The sequence below is a fragment of the Gracilimonas sediminicola genome (assembly GCF_024320785.1).
GTDB classification, from domain to species: domain Bacteria; phylum Bacteroidota; class Rhodothermia; order Balneolales; family Balneolaceae; genus Gracilimonas; species Gracilimonas sediminicola.
This window is the reverse complement of record NZ_JANDBC010000001.1, coordinates 93,044-111,742: the sequence shown is the minus strand read 5'-3', so window position 1 is coordinate 111,742 and position 18,699 is coordinate 93,044. Positions and strand designations below refer to the sequence as shown.

Sequence of the window (18,699 nt, the reverse complement as noted above, 5' to 3'; positions counted from 1 at the left end):
TAGAGCATCGTAACCGGCCCGGTACTCTGATCATGTTCAGCAGTAAGGAACTGCTTTATCTTCAATATATACGAAAAGAATGAGTAGCCGGATTTGTTATAGCAACCTTTCAGCGTCCGAAGGTCCTGGAAGCGTTGCGATAACATATTTGGTTTGGTATAAGCGTACTTAATTGACCATCGAACGCTCCAAGGTCCTGCAGACGCTTGGAGGTTCTGTTTGTGTAAGAATAAGCTACCAGGCAAAGGCATTGAAATAGAGAGGAGGGAGTTCAAGTTCCCGATTGGTCAGGCGTACTTTTCGGGGAAGCTGTTCCGTCTTTTTCTTTCCTTCGGGATGTACAATTTCAAAGTTATACTCAAGCTCACTGTTGGAATACCGTGATGAAAAACGAACCTCTGCCGTATAAACACTGTCCACGGGATTGGTATCGTATAAGCGGACGGGACGGGTACTGATTGGGCTTAAGCTGCCGGTCACCTGTACGTAATCCCGGCCGGGTACAAATGTACTGTCCTTCAGCATCGGGGTTAGGTTAACATTGAAGGTAACTTTGCTTTGGGCTTGTGCAACCAAAGAAAACGTGAGCAGCAGAATGGGAATAAAGAATAATCTTTTCATCGGTGATATAATCGTATGTATTGTTTTTGAATAGTTGTTTTGAAAATCGAATGTAAGAATCTTTTCGGTTTATGAGTTCACTTTCACAACAGGTTTATCGCGCCAGTAAACCAGCGAGAAAACACTTTCCCGGGGAAAGGAAGGAGGGATGGTTTGTTGCAGGCGAGTATCGTACACGTAATCTTTAGTATAGCCACTGGCCACACTTCCTCCACTAAAGGTACCCACCGCCCCCCTGTTTTTCTGGACTATTCCGCCCAGCAGGTCTAAGGTACCTCTTGGACTTCCGCTGCTGTAATCTTCTACTTCAAAAGAAGTTCCGAGGGCCATAATAGATGCATGAATGGTTAAATCAGAGCTGCCATTATAAGAATGTGCCCATCGGTCAACTTCTACATCTTCCTCGCTTACTAATCCAAGAAGATCGGTGGAAGTTGAATCAACTCTCGGGTCTGTATCATATACGATATCTCCCATAATGTTAATATCGTCTTTGGCATGAAGGGTAACACTCCCTTTAACTTCACCTACCACGTTAGCATGACCGTCAACACTAATCACAACACCACCCTCGGCATTTTCATAACTCGATAACTTGTAGTGGTCATAACAGGTTATTGGATCTGAGCATCCTACATCTTTTACTTTTACATAGCCTTCACCCAATACATCTTCATAAAACTCGACATCTTTGTTCGAGCTAAAAGATAATGTAGCCTGACTTTTTAATAGGTTGATTTGTTCAGTACCGGGAAGATCTTTGGTCTTTGTCAGGTTGAAGTTGGTACCTCCATTGAAGTTAGGCGAATCACTACCGTGTCGAGTCGCCGGATCACTACTGGTTTCGTCGCCGGTGTATCCAACCCAGTCATTCGGGCTGGAAATAAATCCATTGAAGGTAGGCGAACCCGACATGCTAAAGGTACCGTTGGTATGAACGGGGCCGGTTACCTGGTCACCATTCCACCACCAGATTTTGATGTGATCGTATGGAGGAGCAAATGTCTCAGAATCGGTGAAATAAGAATACCTGGAAAAGGAGTCTCGTTGCATCAACACTTCAATCTCAGCCTGATATCCACCATAAGTACCATAGCTTGTCAGCAGCACGCGGTACTCATCATCGGGATCGGGCTGGGTCATATAAAGTGTTCCGGATGCTCCACTTGCCGTAGACATTGTTATGTCGTCCGACCATTCCATATCTACCAGTAAGTTCTGAATAGCATTATCAATGAGGCTGGCTGCTACATTTTTAGCCTGTTGTTCGTTAAAGTGAGTAGCTGTTCGCTCCGGCAACATTTCGGTACGGTTCATATTCGCCATCTGAATAATGCCCGAAATGATGACTAAACCGCTAACAAGAAATAACATTGCTCGTCCCATAATACTCTCCTTTTAATTCCAGGGGTGGTTCATGATGTTGGGTAAAAACTCTCTGGTCCAGGCGGTACGGTGATAGATGTAATCGCCTTGTGGACTTATTCGAATAGGTTCTTCAGATTCAATCATTATCTCAACTCTTACCTTAATGCCTCTTTGTGAAGTACCACTACCAGCCGGGTCGGATTGTTCTTCCCAGTTTCCGCTCGAAACATCTCTTTTATAGTACTTTAGCTTAAAATAGGTGACGAGGAACCGGGTTGTACCATTTTTATCCTCGCGATACAGATAAAAGTCATTTGGATTAGTAGTTGAACTGACAAAGGCTGTAGAGTCAGCATAAAGTGTTACCAGTTCGCCTGAAGTGTTATCTCCGTTATCAACACAGGCCGGAGAAGTTCTGAATTCAATTCTATTCCTTTCACTGGTCGCGATCGGCTCATTGTTAAATACATCGTCTGAATATCCCAACCCATTAAAGTCGCAGGAAATTAACTCTACCAAATTATCTCTTTTTTCCTGATTGATGGTAGAAATAGTGGTTTCCTGTCCCGTGGTATTTAAACTGATATTAAATGCCAGAATAGAAATCAGCATAAAGCCACCAATAACGTAACTTGTAACAATACCTATATTCATGGCAATTAGCTGCTAAAGGTTATGGTTCTGATCAATTTTTGGGTAACGGTGATCGGAGGATCCAGAGAGTTATTCTCAACGGTAATAGTAATTTCGTAACAACGCTGATTGGAGGCATCCAATAAGTCACAATCATTGCTCACTTCCGCCTTTCGATATATGGTAAAGGTTTCTGAATACTCATCATTAGCCCCATAATCAAAGGTCCGATCTATGGGATTATCCTCATATAAATAGTAGGAGCTATTGTCCGAATCGAAGGGATCCTGGGTTTTGTACCGTGCCTGAACCCAGCGGATGGCATCAATTTCTTCCTGTGCGGCTGAAATGGCACGGTACTCCAATTCTGACCTTACCATGGTATCCAGTGTTACCTGAAAACTTCTGGACGTGTTCATTGTAAGCAAGGAAAACACCACCATTGCGGCACCAAGGTAAATGATATCCGAGTAGTCAGTCATAATTCAGTGGCTAAAAGTTGCTCTCTTTATCTAACAAGAGTTCAAAACGAACTAATGTTACAAAAAGAAAATTGACCCTTTGTTAATTAGCCTATAGAGATAGAACAGCTCGGTATGTACCCGTTAGACTAATACATTCTAAATGTTCATATAATTGAACAGGAAAGCGAGTTAGAATGTATTAACTAAATATTCTTAATAAGCCTTAGGTGAGCCTACTCAAAGGTACTTAACCGCCTATATCGATTTTGTTTCAGTTTGTTGGCAGAAGCAACTTGGGCATATTTCTCAGCCTCACAGTCATATTGGATGGTGATATTACCATTCAGATCAACATCCAGCTTGTTACCCGTGTCCTCATCTTTTTTACCAACTAAGACGGATCCCTTTATGGTTGGAGTACCTCTGCCATCCATATTGTAGGCATCCTCAAAAATAACCAACCCGTTAAATTTGAAATTTCCGGCTATATCAAGTTCAACTCCTGCCGAATCATATTTTAGATAACCATTAGAACGTACTACCATAATCCCATAACCTTCAGAAATACCTCCGGTTAATTTTGCGTTGTCTTCCACGAAAAACACTCCGGGGTCATCAGCACTTCCCAAACTTCCTTTATAGTTCCCTGTAATTTTTTGTACATCAGACATTTGTGCTAACCTGGCTACTAACTGATCCACGGGTTTATAAGAAAGTTCTGAATCTATAGCCACGTTAACGGAATCGCTTTCAATATTTCCAGACCCGCCTGAAGAAGCTTCAAGATAAGAGAGGTTGCTTTGAACTGCGAGTGCGGGGCGATCTGCACATGTACCACTGGCATCGTTACCGGAAACAAGAGAACTTCCACCTGCACTAAAGGTAAAGTCGTTTGTTGCGAAAGAAAGAGCCGATCTAAATTCGGGCACAAAATGCATAGCATTCTTGGTAAAAAGACTTATGATATTAGTTTCCTGTTTTGCACCGGTCAGAGGATCATTATACCAGGAGGTGGCGTACATTTTAACGGTATCACTTTCTAACACTCCAAAGGTGCCTGATGCACTTGAGGCCTCATATAATTCATAGTATAAGCTGACGGAGTCGCCCTCGATCTCCTGGACCCATGGGCTGTCTTCTTTAGGGTGCCAGCTGCCGTTAGAGTCATTTATTCTATCCATAGCTATCTGTACGGCCGTGTAGGCTTTATTTCTTGCCTGTATATCATTGGCATAGGACGAAGAAACTTTTGTTATCTGGATTTTCCGGTCCTGCATTCCAATCTGCATGATACCCATTGTAAATATGGCTCCACATGCTAAAATAATCATTGCTCGTCCCATAATATGTTACCTCTAATTATCTCTCAGGTTTACCGGTGAAAATCTCTTAATCCATGTTGATGTGACATACCTGCCATCCGGATTTGACCTCGATTTTAGTGAGAAACCAGTTTGAACAGAAAGCTCTATTTCAATTTGTTTTATGTTCTGCAAGTTACCCGAACTAACCGGGGTTGCCATTGGGGTATCACCACCATATTCATCGAAATAGTCAATTTTGAACCGGGTAATCCCAAAATCTATTTCCGTTTCGTCACCATTTATTTCTCTTACCAGGATATGATCATGCGGATTTTTAGACCCCGGAGCAGGGGTATCCGTGTATTTCCAGCTAATGGTTTCTACGCTTTCGTCAGCGCTGTTATCAATATTACTGTAAAAGACGATTTCATTACTGTCCGCTTTTACAAATGCCGGATCAATAATATTTACCCGGTTAAAGCCAATCTTGGGGATATCGTGATTGATGACCTCGGTTATAGCTTTAGAATGATTCTTTTTCATCTGGGTGGCCGTCAGCTCTGAAGAACTGTAATTCAGGTTGGCATTAGTAGCCAGAATGGCAACCAGCAAAAATCCAGTTATAACGTAGCTAAGTATAATACCAAAATTCATAGGGCTTCCTGATGATTAATTTTTTTAGTCAGCGTAATAACTTCGTACAAAATCAAAGCTGTACACTCGCTCTTCTCTTGAAGTGTATTCTGTTAGGTATTTGGTTTGAATATTAACGATCAATCTTTTCAAAGTGGATTTAGTGCCTGAACTCGTCTTTGAATACGTCTTGTAATCACTTGTTTCCACGTATTCAACGGTGGTTGAAACATTATATGTAATATCATTGATCTCAACGGTAGCACTCCAGTTATGGAAGTCATCAAAATCGTCAAATTCATCTCTTGAGGATTCACCGGTTTCAGTTCCAAGGGTAGAAAAGCCTTCCGGTATATAAACCGGTACATCATTCTCACCATCTGAGTCAACGTCTGTAGTTTGCTCATCAAAAGAGAGAGCTCTTGACTCTTCAATGATATCCTGGGCATAAGCAACAATTTGCTCTTCAAGGTGTCCTTCAACCAATACAATATTATTAGTTTGAATAAGCCTGTTGGCGTTTAGGACCATGATCGAAACCAGTGTCATTGCCATCATTACCTGGAAAATCTCTGTATAACCACTCATTTATTAGAGGATTTTAATATTAATTTATCGTAATAGTATAAATTGCAGGACCATAATTCAAATTAGAATTACAGTAGTTGCTTTATAACTACGTAATAGAAAGAGTTAGAGATTGGAGTGAAGTTACATTCTATTTGATCAGCACCATTTTATTGGTCATAACTTTTTGATTGGTTATGACACGGTATAGGTAAATACCGCTTGCCAAACTGCCTGCACGGAAGGGGATATTATAGGTTCCTGCCGGGAGTTTTTCAGAAACCAGGGTTTGAACTTTTCTTCCCAGTATATCAAATACCTCAAGGGTTACCTCTGTTTCTTCCGTTAGTCCGAATGGGATGGTAGTTGTTGGATTAAACGGATTCGGGTAGTTCTGATACAGGTACACTTCCTCCGGGATATTTGCTTCAATTTCTTCGGTAGTTATTCTTAGAAGGAATCTTGACGAAGATTTATTCTTGTTTAAAGAAGGAGAACCATTGGTTGGCTGAGCCTGCTTTAGCTTTTTCTTAGAGTTGTAGCTGAATACATAATTTTCTTGCTCCCGAAGATTGATTTCCTGCCCGGCCTCATAATCAATCAGAATCACCATCCATTCTTCAGGTACATTTCTGAGTCCGGGCCAGCTGAGCGAATAGCTTCCGGCTGCAACCTGTCCGCCCATATAGGCCTCGAAATGAAGCGGTATGTTCTGACGGTGAATGAAATTTGCCGACCGGTTATTGATTACCAGCTCGGTCCCGTCATCTAAGGTAGAATAAAACTCTATGTGCGAATCCGAGAAGGGCAGTAAACGCAGAGCATCCTGCGGATCTTTACCGGTGGTTCCGTTTTGGCTGAGCATTACATGCGTCACCTTAGCGAGGCCGTTTCCTTCTGCTTTTAGTTCTAATACAGGTGGTGCTCCCTCAAATTCCTGCCGGGCAGGGGACACCTCTTTACGGAGGAAATTGCCCCCGGTGGTTTTAGCTGCTTTCTTAACTTTAAGAACCGGAGCCGGTGCGTTGGCTTTCACCCAAAATCCCTGGAAGGCTGGAATGATACCGCTTCCCAATGAACCGGTGGACCCATTCCAGGTGAGGAACTCCCCATTGCCACTGTTAGCCGCCGGATCCCAGATATAAATAGTGGATTCAATATTGGTTTTTGTCCAGTTGGAGACATTATTCCAGTTGATAGCAGCCCCAAATGGGTTCCCCACAAAGTTCCAGCCGGAGTCGGCCTCGGGTGTATAGGTTACTCCAAAATCGACTTCCGTTGCAGCTAAGCCAAATTCTTGTCCGGCCACGTCAAGGGTATCAGGCAGCGGATCATTATAGAGCGGATCGGCGGCGATGTTACCAAAGAAATATACCCAATACCCACGCCCCGATACCAGGGAATTGGTTATGTTTGATGGCGCTCTCAAACGGTCGTTATCAGTAGCCGGTAGGCCTTCTTCGTTGATGTCATAATCTTCAAGATACCACAACACATTAGGCTGAAGGGTATCTCCCGGGTTAGATCCTGTACTGTACGTAGCACCGGTATAGCCTTGGGTGAGGGTTCCGTCCAGGAAGTCACCAATGGTAGAGCTTACTGGTGAGGCCAGCATTCTCCACCCCCGAACGCCGGATATTTTCCTCTGGAATCGAAGCTCACCGGAACCATACGATTGTGTATTGGCAATCAGATTCTTGCCGCTTGGAATCAGTAATTCTCCATCGGTAAGGGTGAGGGTGCCGGTAACGGTAAAGTTATCGGTGATTTCTACCGTTCCGGGATTATCAATTTCAACGTTTACGAAGGTGTGTGGACTTTCAATAGTCTGGTCGCTGCTGCCATTGAATATGACATTACCGAGAGTGAACGTAGGAAGGTTCAGATCGCCGCCAATAGTAAGAGAGTCGTTATTACTTCCCAGCATATCTCCGCTACCGGTTACATCTCCGGAGACGATAAAATTAACCCCGCCTGATACGTTAAGCTCGGCACTGGCTTCTATAGAAAGGGCCGCAATTTCAGTATCCGTAATGTTAACTACCGGGAATTCATTACCTACAGCCGGGCTGGCGGGGATCAATACTACAGAGGATGCATTAGGCACTGAATTCACATTCCAGTTGTCAGGATCATAATAATTTGAAGCCGCTGCTACAGATCCGAGTTGGCTTTCCCAGATGTGGCTGAAAGAAGCAAACTCAACCTGCGCATCGTCACTGATGGTATTTCCGTTCAAGGTTCCCGTGACGGTTGCCACAACGGTACTCGTGGAAGAAGTGAGCGTAGCCGTGTAGGTACCATTGGAATTATCCGTCACCCCGCCGATCGAGCCTTCATCGGTGCTCAACACTACGGTAGCTCCACCGGTGGTTACGTTATTTCCATAAGCATCTTTAGCCTGCACGGTGATGGTAGAAGTACTGGCGCCGTCATTAAGAATAACGGTAGGAGTGGCAGAAATTGTAGTCTCGGTCTCATTGGGTGCTCCCGCTGAGACTGCGAAGGAGTTGCTGACCCCGGTTTCAGATCCGGCTGAATTCGTAGCGGTGATGGTACAGTTTCCAACGCTTGTGATGCTTACTGTTAGTGATGACAATACACCGGAACTAAATGCGGGAGTGGTACCCTGACCCGTTCCCATATCGCAAGAGGAGGTTACTACGGTAGTACCGCTAAAAGTGGTAACCGTAGTTCCGGAACCGTCAATGGCCGTAATTTTTATGTTGAAATTCTGCCCGGCTACTTTTGGACTGATATTCCCGGAAGGCACGCGCTCTACTTTAAATCCTGTCAAAACCCCTGCATTCACAATATTGAAATTGGAACTTACCGCGTCATCAAGACCGGAGCTGGAGGCTGTAATTTGCTTGGTACCTACATCATCAATTTCAAGATCAGAAAAGTCAGCAATACCCAGAGAATTCGTGAGTTGGGTGGTAGTTCCTGATAATGTACCTGTTCCGGAGGTAAGAGCCATATCTACCGATACACCGGATTGTTTAACGTTATTTCCAAACTGGTCGGTTAGCTGAACCCGGACCGCAGGAGAAATGGCGGTATTTACATTGGTGGAGGAAGGCTGCTGCGTAATCACCAGGCTATCGAGTGCACCCGCCACCATTGAAAGCGATCCGTAGTTGGTTCCACCTCCAAGCCCCGTAGTACCGGAGTTTGTAATATTACCTGAATTTGGGAGCAGTCCGGTTGTTGGGCGGATCTGAAGTCCGCTAATATCAATTTCGCCAGGATTAGAGGTGGACGCCGTATTCACCGTAAAAGTAACCTGTGTAGAAGTAATACTGGTGAAGGACACAGCAAGGGTGGTAGTTCCTCCATAAACAGCTGAAGTGGAAACGGATGGAGTAGCCCCGGTATTCCATTCAAATCCGGTAGGTGCATCAAGTACAAAGGTGCCTCCTGCCGATAGTTCACCGGCAAATCCTTCTTTAATGATTGGTCCTGTTAGGGATGTATAGGTAGAGTTAGCATCATCCGCAGAAATATCTTCTCCGTTTTCAGCTGCCGTAATTTTACGAATGGACAGGGAGTATTTATCCGACAGGTAGTCTTCTACATTCTCACGTTCTGCCTGGGTGAGCAGCCGGTCATAGTAAATGAATTCGGCAATCTCTCCATCCCAGCTTTGGTTTGCTGAGTTAGGGTCATCCTTAGCTCCTTTACCTACAATAGCTGTAGTTGCATTGGCCAAAGTTCCCGTTGGGGGAGGTCCTGCAGCGGATGGGTTATTCAAAATTCCATCAATAAAAATATCATAGGTGTTTCCGCTTTGCCACTGGAAACTGAAAATCTGGCCGGCTGTGGCCTGAATATCAGAAAAACTCTCCAGTTGGTTATCCGGGTCGTTGGCGAGAATCCCGGTTTTTACAACATTGGTGAAGGCACCTCCATTATTAGCCCCGGAGGCATCATAACGGAAGGTTAAATATTCATCGGCATTATTGGGAACCTGAGCGTTAAAAAGGCCCCGGTCTGTATTTGTTTGGTCCGATTTATACACCATAAATATGGTAAACTCGGTGGATCCATTAATATAATTTTCCCCGTCGCTATCTTCGAAAAAGTCTCCATCTCCGGCAAAATTAATAGCAGGCTGATTGTTCAGCGGGGTAGAACTGCTCACAAAAATAGGCCTTGTTCCGGCATCAGCAGTACCTACAAAGTCGTTACTATTCCCACTTTGATCTTCCCAGGTAACCACTTCGCTACCGCTGGTTACAACACCGGCATCCGCACGCAGCCAAACTTCCAGGCCGCTTATGGCTTCCACTGCATTCACTTCTATGATTCGGGCAACTGTATCGCTAGCAAGGGCTCCGTCGTGGGCTACAAAACTTACTTCCCGTTCCGGTCCGGTAGGTATAGTCGCAAAATTCTTGTATTCAACGGTTCTGAGCGCAGTTTGATAGTCACTGAGGGAATTGGTGCCGGTTAGTTTAAGGCGACCTGTTTGGTCATCGAAATCACCGGTTATTCCAAAAATTCCAGAAAAGAGGAGAGAGTCTTCAGCGACTTTAAAATTATCGGTGATAATCACAAAAGCACTGTCTAACTGGGTGTTGTCCGGGTCTGAAACCAACAGGGTAGAAGTAATTTCAATAGGTGCGTTGTCATAATTCAGGTCCGAAGTTTCAATTCCGGAGAGAATAGGCGCGGAATTAACGGCAATAATGTCAAGATCGCGTGTTTCGGTGTTACTATTGGCGTCACCGTCATTCACTGTAAATGAGAAGGTGCGGGTAATCTCTACAGGGTCGGCACTGAGGTTTTCATAAGTAACGTTTTCCAAAGCGGTTTGATAATCCGCAAGGGATGCTGTTCCTGTCAATGTTAAAATTCCTGTAGTAGAATTCCAGCTGCCGGTAATTCCAAACTGAGGAGTAAAACCAAGTTCATCTTCTCCCAGTGTATAATTATTGGTGATGGCCACCGTGGCACTTTCCATATTGATGTCATCATTGTCCGCAATGGTGGCGTTGTAGGCAGCTCCTCCACTTACGGCCCCGGTGCCTTCAGTATAAGTAAGTGTAGGCCCACTGATGCCGGACAGGGAAGGGGTGCTGTTAACAGAAATCACATTTACATTTCTGGATGAAGTGTTGCTCACATCATCCCAGTCGTACACTTCAAAGTCAACCGTTCGGAGTGCTGTTGAAGGACTTACGGAATTGGTGTTTTCATAGGTAACCGAGCGTAAGGCTGTTTGGTAATTTGCGGGTGAATCCTGCCCGGTAAGTAACAGCACACCGGTGGTAGCATTAAAGCTTCCGGTAATACTGCCGGTTGGTGTGAAATCAAGTACATCTTCTGAAGGGGCAAAATTTGAGGAAATAATGACACGCGCACTATCCAATACGGTATTATCACTGTCAGAAACGGTAAGCGTAGAAGTAATAGATGTAGGTGCATCACCTTCGGTATAATCAAGGTCGGTTCCTTCGATTGCAGCAAGAACAGGGGGTTCATTACACCATTTATCACACAGAAAATCGTACACGCTGGCCATTTGCCCGCCATTAAGTGCGGTATTCCAGGAAACAAACTCACCGATGTACCCGGTAAAATTATTTGTGCCCGCCGGGTTGTTGCCCGTTGTTACCGGGTCGCGGGTACCGTTTTCTTCACCAATAATTGCTCCGCCACCATGTGTTTGTTGTACATCCACATTGTTTTGTGTGATAGCGCTGTTATCATTAATTCTGGCCGACCAGGTTCGGTCTATCAGCGCGCCTGCTGTGGCATCGTGGCTGGCAACGATAATGTAACTTTCATTGGGCTGAACGGCTCCGAGGTTAATTGATTTGTACTGATTACCAACACCCCATTCTGCATTATTCCAGACAAAGGCATAAGCATTACCATCTTTGATGCTTAACTGATATCCCCGTGTACCTCCACCTTGTTCGTATAGCATCTGCAAACCTGCTACCGAAGCCCCGGTTCTGAATACGATAGCAAATGATTTTTCATCGTATGTACCGGTGTTCAATAAAGCATCATTAGGAGGGTCCAGGTTGTCATCGGTTCCGTCCCAGAGAATTCCGCCTCGCTCCCCAAAATAGTTGGAATCGAAAATAGGCTGTTGGGCTGCTGTGCCGTTTGTAGCTGAAATATCAGTTCCGGAGCCAACGGCGTTATCCGAACGGTCTCCCCAGGTAGCAACCGAAGTTCCGTCTCCGGGCTGATTAGCCACGAGATCGCCGTTTACGTCCTGTGCATCATAATGAAAGACGGGATTAGCTAAATCGGTGGATAAATCAGAGAGCGTGGTAATAATGTTGATATCCCGAGTCTGGGTATTACTATCATTCGACCCGTCATTTACCGTAAAAGAGATAGTTCGCGTACTTTGGTCAGGGGTTGAACCATTGGTATTCTCATAAGTTACATCGCGCAAAGCCGCCTGATATTGAGCAAGCGTCGCTGAACCTGAAAGAGACAATATTCCCGTTCCTGAATTCCAGCTGCCGGTAATTCCATTCTGATCGGTGAAATCGAGCACGTCTTCAGAGGCATTATAATTGCCGGTAATTTCAATCTCAGCACTGGAAAGATTTGATGTATATGGATGATCAACAGTAATTGCAGAGGTAACAAATACCGGTGAGCCCCCGGCAAAAAAGTTCTGTGGAGAAGATTCAATATCGGCAAGGGTGGGGGGATCAGGAATCTCAGAAATAAAGCTTCCGGGAGCGTTCTGGTTATTATACTCGGTGGAAATCCAGTCTGCAGAACGGGCTACGTTTGAAATCCGCACTTCATCCATCATGCCATCAAACTGGAACCCACTACTTGAAAGGGTTAGGTTATCCCCATTTGGGGTAAAGTTAAAAGCCGTTCCGTTGGTGACGTCCTGGGCTCCATCAATATAAATGGTTCGGCCATTGGTGGTGCTATTGGTGAAAGTGACGTAATAATCCTGTCCGTCGTTCATCGCACTACCATCAAAGGCCGTTCCGTCATCATTCACAGTAATATTGTTGAAATAATAGACGGCATAGGAACTGTTGTAAGCTCCTTTGGTCACTAAATCAGGTCCCACAGAATTGAGGTTATCCCCGTTCATCCAAAATGAAATAGTGATGTCATCCGTAATTTCAATGGAGGGGTCGTGGGCTATGGTAATAATATCATTGGCGCTGCCGTCATTAAAATCTCGTCCGTCACCGATAATACCATTCACAACAGACGTTCCACTGGTGGTTCCGTCATTACCATTTGAGGTTGCATCACTTAAATCACTGTCGAGGTGAAGCACCATTTGGTAGCCGGAATTCCAGGTTGTGTTTACAGACTGGTCGGTCGTTTGGCTGGAATTGCCGTAGTAAATATAGAATTCGGTATCCGAAGTGGCGTTGAGGGTAGGGAAGCGGACCCAGAATAAAATTTCACCGGTGGTGGCATTGTACGATTCCAGCTCATGGTCCAGAACGGTGGAACCATCCGATGAAGTAAATACAATATCGTAGCCATTTACATTCTCAACATCTCCGCCGTTGCCGGTAGTTCTTAAATCGTTGTCGGTAAGAGAAATGAGAACCGGAAAATCAGTCAGATTGGTGGAGCCGGAAACCTGTCCATTGTTTACAGCAAACTTTTTGCGATGGGTATAGCCCGGAACCTGTGCGGATAAACTTTCCACACTGATGAGTGCTATAAGCAGGGTCAATAGTCCGATATGTGTGCTGTGGATGATTTTCACACTTTTGCGCTAGTCTGGATTTGAGCGCAAATATAATTATTGGTAAATAAACCTTGGTTAGTATTAGCTATTTCTAACCCGTATGAGAAGAATCTATAAATAGAAGGGCGTAACTATTTTATCAAAGTAAGCTTTTGGGTAAATATTTTGTCAGCAGCTTTGAATAGGGCTATATAAACACCGCTGGAAAACCGCGATGCATCCCACGTAACCTGGTGATAACCGGCTGAATAATTTTCCTGAATCAGAGTTGTAACCTTCCGTCCTAAGATATCATAAATCTCTAAAGAAACCGGACCTTCAAGGGGGGTGGAAAACTCCAGGGTTGTACTTGGGTTGAATGGATTGGGATAGTTTCTCTCCAGGTTATAGGAGTTTGGTAACCCATCCGCATCAGCACCGGGTTCAATAGTCAGTATATACTGAGCCATTTCCAGGTTCTTCATGCTAGCTGTATTTGTAAGCTTGAAGTTTGAACGTTTGTTCTGTTCCGTAGAACTGTCTTTAGCATCAAGATTTGATTTAATGCTGCTGATTTTTCTTAAGTCTATACGATTATCAGATTGAGATTTTTGCTTCGAATTTCTGGGTGAAAGCGTAATATTCCATGCCTCAGGAAGGTTTTTAATGCCCGTCCATGACAAGTTTACCATTCCTTCAATAGGCTCTCCGTCAATGAATCCTCCAAGCTGTATAGGTATCTCTATCGGGATTCCAAAATTCCTTGGAAGATTATTAATGGACAATTCAGTACCGTCATCCAGTAGAGTAAATAATTTCAAATAGGTATCCTGAAGGAAAGGTACGAGTCGGATTGCATCTAACTCATCTTTAGCAGTTTTTCCTCCAACCGAAAATGTAATATGAGTTGTTTTTGAAATCCCTTCGGCTTCCATTTTCAACTCTATGGCAACATCTTCTTTTTGTTGTTTATAAAAACTTCCACCGGTTGTTTTTGAATCTTCATTTACAGAAAGAGTAGGTGCTCCATTTCCATTAGCCTTTACCCAGAACCCTTGAAAAGGTTTAATTTTACCATCACCTAATGATCCGGCAATACCATTCCAATCCAAATAATCACCGGTTACCGGATCCCAAACGTAGATCACATTATCCATATTGGTTTTAGTCCAGTTACCGTCGTCCCAGTCAATAGTCGCGGTATATGGATTCCCTACCAGGTTCCAGCCACTGTCGCCTGCAGCGGTATAAGTGACAGGAAAACTAAATTCCCCAGATGGTCCGGAATTCTCTTCACCTTTTACTGACAGTGTATCAGGTAACGGGTCGTTATATAAAGGGTCTGCAGCTACATCATCAAAGAAATAAATATAATATCCTCTTCCGGCTGTAAAAGCAGAGGAAGTGTCGTTAGGGGCTCTCCATCTTTGATTGTCCGTTCCCTGATGAGTTTCATCGTAGTAAAGAACATTAGGTTGAAGGGTATCGCCCGGTTGGGAACCCGTTGCGTATGTTGCACCGGGAAATCCCTGCGTTAAAATATCATCTGTGAACTGTCCAAATGTGGTACTGAGAGGATTGGATACCATGCGCCAGCCTCTTGAACCGTTTATTTGGCGAAGCATTCGGATATTCTGAGTATTCCCTTGTTTAATATTGCTTACAAAACTATATCCGGAGCCAATGGTGAGAGTACCATCCGTCAAAAAGAGTGTATCTGTTACAACCAAATCATTATTTACCTGAGCTCCGGAAGGGTTATCGAGTGTAAAACTTTTGATTTCTTCTATTCCATTGATCTGCTGAGGCTGAGTTCCATTCAATGTAACCGAAGTATTGGTAAGTGTGAAATTTGAACCATTAATATCACCGCCAAAACGAAAAGCAGAACTATTTCCCACAACCTGTCCGTTAACGGTAATATCTCCCAGCGCTACAAGTTCTGATCCGGATGACATAGTTAGAGTATTTCCGGTTTCTATATTGATGAGATTGAATGCTTCGAGGTAATCGGTTCCTGTTACATCATTTTGAATGTTGAGCGTATCAGCAGTAAAATCGCCTTCTATGGTTTGGGTAGAAGATCCATTTAAATTCACCACCGATGAACCGGAGATAAAATTGCTGATCTTGGAATCTCCGGCAAGATTAATGGTTCCGTTATTGCCGGAAAAACTTCCATTTCCCGAAATTTCATTATTAATTGTCAGTATTCTACCTGAGAGGGTGAGTGTTCCTCCACTTTCAATATTGATAAAATCTACGGTCGGGTCTTGTCCGCTAATAATTGGGTAATATGTCCACCCACTTTCAATGAGAACAACCTGACCGGTTGTAGGAATGCTTCCCAGGCTCCAATTGTCTGGATTTCCCCAATCAGATCGACCAGCAGGATTCCCTCCGCCCGAACCGTCCCAAACATTAAACTGGGTTATGGTTACGGTAGCATCATCTGTGATGCTTTGGGCATCAACCGTACCGGTAATAGTTGCAGTTTCAGAAGTAGTACCAGCCGTAAGAGTAGAGGTATATGTCCCGTTTGAATTGTCAGTTACAGCACTTAGCGTTGAGGAACCGGTTACAGATAAATTAACCGTATTGCCTCCGGTGGTTAAGTTATTACCAAACTCATCTTTTAATTGTACCGTAATTTGGGTTTGATCTGCTCCATCATTTTGCAGAAAGCTTTGTGCGGATGTGATGGTCGAAGTGGTTTCATCGGCAGGCCCGGGGTTTACGGTAAAGCTATTACTTGTACCGGTTTCAGTTGACGCCGTTTGTCGTGCAGAAATTGTTGTGGAGCCAACCGAGGTCAGCGTTACGGAATGGGTATTCAGAACCCCTGAAGTAAATGAGGCACTGGTGCCTCCACCGGATGAAAGAGTACCGGTTGAAGTTATCTGAACGGTACCTGTAAATGTAGTAACGGTATTATTGAAGGCATCCTGAGCAGTTATTCTGAGATCAAAGGAAGTGCCGGCAGTTTGAGTGCCAACGGAACCACCTCCGGAAGCCTCAACTAAAAATGTGTACAGTTCATCAAAAGTGTAAGTAATGTCCGGGTCTCCACTTGTAATAGAAGTAGAGTTAACGGTTGCGCTGATCGTGGCACTCCCGACATTATTGGGTGCCGTTATTGTAGCAGAATACGTTCCGTCGGAGTTATCTGAAGTGGAGGAAAGGATGCCTGTACCTGTTCGGGATATGACGACATTATCCCCACCTGAAATTAAATTGTTACCAAACTCATCTCTCAGCTGAACGAGAATATCAGACTGACTTGACCCGTCCGCAATCAGGGTATCCTGACTAATGGAAATAAGAGAGCTATCTGCATTAGCTGCCGCCGGGTTTACCGTAAAGGTATTGCTGCTACCTGATTCACTTCCGGCACTATTGGTCGCCGTTATGGTAATATTGTCACCGGCTGTAATTAATTCCACGTTATGTGGATCATATACTCCGTTAACAAAAGGTCCCACACTTACCGTCGTAGTAGTACCCGAGAAGGTACTTGTTGTTGTCAGATCTACATTGCCAGTGAAATTATCCCTCCCCATGTTGCCATCGAGAAGAGCACCAACTCCGTCCACAGCTTCAATTCTGATATCAAAAGGAGTACCTGCTGTTTGAGTCCCAATTGCGCCTGTTCCTGTTATTTCAACCTCGAAGCCGGCTAAAGAGCCTGCATTGGCAATGGTAAAGGTGTTGCTTGCTTCAGAGGTATCCAGGCCCGTAGCTGTGGCAATGATGGTTTTATTACCGGTTTGGTTAAAGGATAAAGAGCTAAATGTAGCAGTACCACTTGCGTCTGTATTGGCTGTATTTCCACTGATGTTTCCGGTACCACTATTAATGGATAAGGTAATACCCGTGCCGGATTGAGAAACATTATTGTTAAACTCATCCACAATCTGCACTTCAACAGGCGGACTCATATTCGTGTTCCTGTTCGCATTTGATGGCTGAACGGTAAAAATCAGACTATCTGCAGCTGCTGGATTTACCGCAATAGAGTTTGAAGTGACGGTAGTAAATCCGGGAGCTGAAAAATCAAGGTCAATAGAATTTGCCACCTGATGATTTAAACCCGAAAATGTAGCCACACCGCTACTTGCTGTCACGGTCGTAGTTCCCTGCAAATCCCCCGCACCAGAACCTCTGATAACCGAAACCTGGGTAAAGTTATCACTGTTTACCACATTGGTATAGTCATCCTGAATTTCGATGACCGGTTGGGTAGAAAAAGCTTGTCCGGCTGTAGCTGTCGAGAATGGCTGAGTGGTTATGGCCAGAGTGGTAGCATCGGATGGGATAACAGAAATGGTACCGGATTGAGTTACGGTGAGTCCCCCGGAAGTAGCCTGTATATTAGCTGAACCAACCAGATTACCTGTAAAAGTGGCACTGGTGCCCGATGCTGATAAATCTCCGGAAACTATTCCTCCGGTAATATTCTGGAGTGACCAGGTAGAACTTTGATTTCTCTTAAAGTTATTGAATTGGTCTCTGACATTGGAATAGACCGTTATTGATGAACCCGCTTCCACATTCTGAGCGCTGACTACAGTTCCTCCTGAGTTGGGTGCAGTTTCAACCCGAATCTTGTTATCAGCACCGGCCACCATCGAAATACTTCCATAGTTTGCGGTTCCTCCGGGGGCAGCACTGCCTGCATTCTGTATTTGTCCGGAAGACAAAGGTGTTCCCTGAGCCGGTCTAATTCTGAAATTGCTAAATTCAAGGCGGTGAGGATTGTTAGGAGGGGAACCGCCACTGTTTCCGGTTAACTGAAAAATAATTTCAGAACTGGTTCTGCTGCTTAAAGTAACCGTTATTCTGTTCCCTTTGGGTTGAGTTACGGTAACGGTTGGGGCTGTACCACCAGTATCCCAAACAAAACCGGAAGGTGCCTGAAACCTAATATTACCTGCCTGAAGTTGGCCCGGAGCTGTTTCCTGAATCACCGGTCCTGAGAGAGTAGTCCAGGTACCCGATGCAAAATTATCTGCAGAAATACCCGTTCCTCCGGTAGCGGGAGTAATGGTTTGTGCTTTTAGATTCTCCAGTGCTCCGAAGACTAAAACTAAAAGCAACGGAAATAAAAATGCTTTAATTGTTTTCATAGCTTGTGCTACAGATAACGAACATTTACGAAAGCTGAAGAAACCTATCTATCATTGCCTCAAAAATATACAGCTTAAACCTGTAAAATGAATATTTGCAAAGACCTTAGTAAGAAAGAAATACGAAGAAGAAAGTTAGTTAGATTGCTGATAAGGTCTCAGTTACGATAGTGATTTTAAAGTTGAAAATAACACTGATCTAACTGAGCTCTTACCTGTTAAATTACCGTCAAAAAATAACCTTTCGTTAAGTTCTTGAGCAGTTAATTCTCGTTAATTAACAGACTCTAATAATGATT

At 44.1% G+C, this 18,699-nt stretch carries 9 protein-coding genes; all 9 read right to left on the bottom strand.

The window, feature by feature from the left end; all coding sequences use genetic code 11:
• Positions 1-234: 234 nt before the first annotated feature.
• Positions 235-621 (bottom strand): hypothetical protein, encoded by a 387-nt coding sequence (locus NM125_RS00680; protein ID WP_255131834.1) that lies wholly within the window; start codon positions 619-621, stop codon positions 235-237.
• Between the two features lie 69 nt (positions 622-690).
• Entirely contained in the window at positions 691-2,007 is a 1,317-nt protein-coding gene (locus NM125_RS00675) for a DUF4900 domain-containing protein (RefSeq protein WP_255131833.1), read from the bottom strand.
• A gap of 12 nt (positions 2,008-2,019) precedes the next feature.
• Positions 2,020-2,643, bottom strand: a complete 624-nt coding sequence (locus NM125_RS00670) for a hypothetical protein (protein ID WP_255131831.1) — start codon at positions 2,641-2,643, stop codon at positions 2,020-2,022.
• A 5-nt stretch (positions 2,644-2,648) separates the two neighbouring features.
• Entirely contained in the window at positions 2,649-3,104 is a 456-nt protein-coding gene (locus tag NM125_RS00665; protein ID WP_255131829.1) for a hypothetical protein, read from the bottom strand.
• A gap of 215 nt (positions 3,105-3,319) precedes the next feature.
• The gene (locus NM125_RS00660; RefSeq protein WP_255131827.1) at positions 3,320-4,429 is read right to left on the bottom strand and encodes a hypothetical protein; all 1,110 of its coding nucleotides are present in this window, start codon (positions 4,427-4,429) and stop codon (positions 3,320-3,322) included.
• A 12-nt stretch (positions 4,430-4,441) separates the two neighbouring features.
• On the bottom strand, positions 4,442-5,044 hold the full coding sequence (locus NM125_RS00655) for a hypothetical protein (protein ID WP_255131825.1): 603 nt from the start codon (positions 5,042-5,044) through the stop codon (positions 4,442-4,444).
• A 24-nt stretch (positions 5,045-5,068) separates the two neighbouring features.
• Positions 5,069-5,611, bottom strand: a complete 543-nt coding sequence (locus NM125_RS00650) for a hypothetical protein (RefSeq protein ID WP_255131823.1) — start codon at positions 5,609-5,611, stop codon at positions 5,069-5,071.
• A 130-nt stretch (positions 5,612-5,741) separates the two neighbouring features.
• Positions 5,742-13,313, bottom strand: coding sequence for a DUF2341 domain-containing protein (locus tag NM125_RS00645; protein WP_255131821.1), 7,572 nt, complete (start codon positions 13,311-13,313; stop codon positions 5,742-5,744).
• Between the two features lie 113 nt (positions 13,314-13,426).
• Positions 13,427-18,400, bottom strand: coding sequence for an invasin domain 3-containing protein (locus NM125_RS00640; protein WP_255131819.1), 4,974 nt, complete (start codon positions 18,398-18,400; stop codon positions 13,427-13,429).
• Positions 18,401-18,699 lie beyond the last annotated feature (299 nt).